General features: G+C 73.5%; 3 protein-coding genes and 1 riboswitch. Of the genes, 1 reads left to right on the top strand and 2 read right to left on the bottom strand.

Going from position 1 to position 3,154, the window contains the following annotated elements:
- Positions 1–52: 52 nt before the first annotated feature.
- The gene (gene purH, locus ACFWE2_RS09405; RefSeq protein WP_377223955.1) at positions 53–1,720 is read right to left on the bottom strand and encodes a bifunctional phosphoribosylaminoimidazolecarboxamide formyltransferase/IMP cyclohydrolase; all 1,668 of its coding nucleotides are present in this window, start codon (positions 1,718–1,720) and stop codon (positions 53–55) included.
- Positions 1,721–1,753: 33 nt separating this feature from the next.
- A riboswitch (ZMP/ZTP riboswitch) is annotated at positions 1,754–1,840 on the bottom strand.
- 14 nt (positions 1,841–1,854) lie between these two features.
- Positions 1,855–2,280 carry a pyridoxamine 5'-phosphate oxidase family protein gene (locus tag ACFWE2_RS09400; RefSeq protein ID WP_377223954.1) on the bottom strand — a complete coding sequence of 142 codons (426 nt, stop codon included), beginning with the start codon at positions 2,278–2,280 and terminating at the stop codon, positions 1,855–1,857.
- An 81-nt stretch (positions 2,281–2,361) separates the two neighbouring features.
- On the opposite strand from ACFWE2_RS09400, the gene ACFWE2_RS09395 reads away from it, so the two are divergent.
- The coding region (locus tag ACFWE2_RS09395; RefSeq protein WP_377223953.1) for a cupin domain-containing protein at positions 2,362–3,154 on the top strand (793 nt) is incomplete at its 3' end.

The following is a 3,154-nucleotide window of genomic DNA, read 5'->3' as shown; positions in this document are numbered from 1 at the left end:
CCGCGAGGTAGAGCGTGTGTCCGGACACCCGCTCTACCTCGGCGAACTGGAGTCAGTGGGCGAAGTGGCGGGTGCCCGTCAGGTACATCGTCACGCCCGCCGCCTCTGCCGCCTTGATGACTTCCTCGTCGCGGATCGAGCCGCCCGGCTGCACGACGGCGGTGACCCCGGCGTCGAGCAGCACCTGCAGGCCGTCGGCGAACGGGAAGAACGCGTCGGACGCCGCAACGGCGCCGCGGGCACGCTCGACAGGGCCCGACTCGCCCTCGGCCAGGGTGTTCGCGCGCTCGACCGAGAGGCGGCACGAGTCGACACGGTTCACCTGGCCCATGCCGATACCGACCGCCGCGCCGTCCTTGGCGAGGAGGATCGCGTTCGACTTGGCGGCCCGCACGGCCTTCCATGCGAAGGCGAGGTCGGCGAGGACCTCGGGAGACGCGGCCTCGCCGGTCGCCAGGGTCCACTCCTCCGGGTTGTCCCCAGGAGCCTGGAAGCGGTCGGTCGCCTGCATGAGCAGCCCGCCGGAGATCGGCCGGGTCTCGACGGCGCCGGACGGTGCCTCCGGGACGACCAGCAGCCGGATGTTCTTCTTGGCCCGCAGGATCTCCAGCGCCTCCGGCTCGAAACCGGTCGCAACGACGACCTCGGTGAACACCGGGGCGATCTGCGCGGCCGCGGCCGCCGTGATCACGCCGTTGGCCGCGATCACGCCGCCGAACGCGCTGACCGGGTCGGTCGCGTGGGCCCGCACGTGCGCCTCCGCGATGTCGGCACCGACGGCGATACCGCACGGGTTGGCGTGCTTGATGATCGCCACCGCCGGGCCCTCGTGGTCCCAGGCGGCCCGCCACGCGGCGTCGGCGTCGACGTAGTTGTTGTAGCTCATGGCCTTGCCGTGGAGCTGCTCGGCCTGGGCCAGGCCCTTGACCCCGTCGCCGCGTGTGTAGAGGGCGGCCCGCTGGTGCGGGTTCTCGCCGTAGCGGAGCACGTCCGACCGGTCCCACGTGCCGCCGATCCAGGCGGGGAACCCGGAGTGCTGCGGCTCGCCGTCGACCGTCACCTCGTCCGTGGGCGACACGACGTTCCCCATCCAGGAGGCCACGGCGACGTCATACGTCGCGGTGTGCACGAAGGCCGCCGCCGCGAGCGCCTTGCGCTGGGCGTAGGTGAAGCCGCCGGCCCGCACGGCGGTGACGACGTCGTCGTACCGCGCCGGGTCGACGACGACCGCGACCGACGGGTGGTTCTTGGCCGCGGCACGCACCATGGACGGCCCGCCGATGTCGATCTGCTCGACGACGGCGTCCGGCCCGGCGCCCGACGCGACGGTGGCCGCGAACGGGTAGAGGTTCACGACGACCAGCTCGAACGGCGCGATCTCGAGCCGGGCGAGCTGGTCGAGGTGGTCCTGCTTGCGGGTGTCGGCGAGGATGCCGGCGTGCACGCGGGGGTGCAGGGTCTTGACCCGGCCCTCGAGGCACTCGGGGAACCCGGTGAGCTGCTCGACGGGGGTGACGGGGATGCCGGCGTCGGCGATCCGGGACGCGGTGGACCCGGTGGAGACCAGCTCGACCCCTGCGTCGTGCAGCGCCGTGGCGAGCTCGATCAGGCCGGTCTTGTCGTAGACGCTCAGCAGGGCGCGCCGGACGGGGCGCTGTGAGTCGTCGGTGAGCTGGACAACCTGCTGGTCGTCGGGGCGAGTGGACGGGGCGCCGGACATGGCGGTTCTCCTCGGAGGTAGCTTCGCGGAAAACCCTGGCACCCAGGCGGGCGGCGCGCATCACGGGTCGCTCGGCCGCTCCCCGGTGGTGACCCACCCTCGCCAGTCACGGCCACACGCAGTCTAGCCCGACGTCAGTATGCGTAGCGGTGCACGGTGTCCGGGTGGATGATCACGCGGACCTGGTCGTGCGCCAGGATCCCGGCGAGATCCCTGGCCCGGGTGGGGTCGTCGAGGTCCCAGTAGCGGGCGGCGAGCCGGGAGCTCAGCTCGTTCGCCCCATCGGTCTCGGTGGTGACGGGGCCTGCGACGGAGAGCCAGCGTTCCCTCTCGCCCACTGGCGCGGCGACGACCAGCGAGGCGCGCGGGTCGCGGGCCAGGTGCCGCAGCTTCAGGGCGCCCACCTCCGTGAAGAGCTGGACGGTGCCCTCCGCGGTCGCCTCGAACCAGACGGGCCGGGGCTGGGGCGGCTGCGTCCCGCCGGCGACGGACAGGAACCCGTGCAGGGGGCGGGCGAGGAACTCGAGGTCCTCGGTGGTCAGGCTCGTGCTGTTGGTCATGAGGGCGATTCAACGCCGCCTCCCCGGACGAATCCATGGGCGATGAGCCGGATTGCCTTTGTGATCGTCTAGCCTCGGTGGATGGACTCGTTCGGTGACCTCTTCCGCGGGATGCGCGCCCAGGGCTCGCTGTTCGGCAGCTCGACGCTGTCGCCGCCCTGGGCGCTGGACTTCGTCGACGGCGCGCCGCTGACCCTGTGCGCGGTCATCAGCGGTGCGGGCTGGATCGTCACCGAGGGCCAGCCGCCGGTGGAGCTGCGCGCCGGCGAGACGGCGGTCGTGCGCGGCCCCACGCCGTTCCTGTTCGTCGACGAGGTCGGCACGACCGCCGAACCGGTGGCGTGCGGCGAGCACTGCGCGGTGCCCGAGCTGGGCGGCACCAGGTACCGGCGGGGCTGGAGCGACTGCGGCGATGGTGCGACGACGCTCGTCGTCGGCGCCTACCCGGTGCGCGGGGAGATCAGCCGGCGGCTGCTCGACGCGCTGCCCGTGGTGCTGCGCGTCGGTGCAGGCGGCGCGAGCGACGCCGTGCTGGACCACCTCGCCGCCGAGGTCGCCACCGACACCCCGGGGCAGCAGGTGGTCCTGGACCGGCTGCTGGACTGGCTGCTGGTCTGCGCGGTGCGCGACTACTTCGACCGGCCCGACGGCGAGCCCCCGGCCTGGTACGCCGCCCAGCGGGACCCGGTGGTCGGCGACGCCCTGCGCCTCCTGCACGCCGAGCCGGCTGCACCCTGGTCGGTCGCCACGCTGGCCGCCCGGACGGGGGTGTCCCGGTCCACCCTGGCCAAGCGGTTCGCCGACCTGGGGGGGGGCCCCCCCCAGGCCAACCACCCCGGGCGGCGCCGAGAGCACCCCCCCCCCCCCCCGAACC

Source organism: Promicromonospora sp. NPDC060271, from assembly GCF_042726755.1.
Lineage (GTDB): Bacteria > Actinomycetota > Actinomycetes > Actinomycetales > Cellulomonadaceae > Promicromonospora.
Note: the sequence above shows the minus strand (reverse complement) of the source record. Positions and strands in the feature narration are given on the sequence as shown.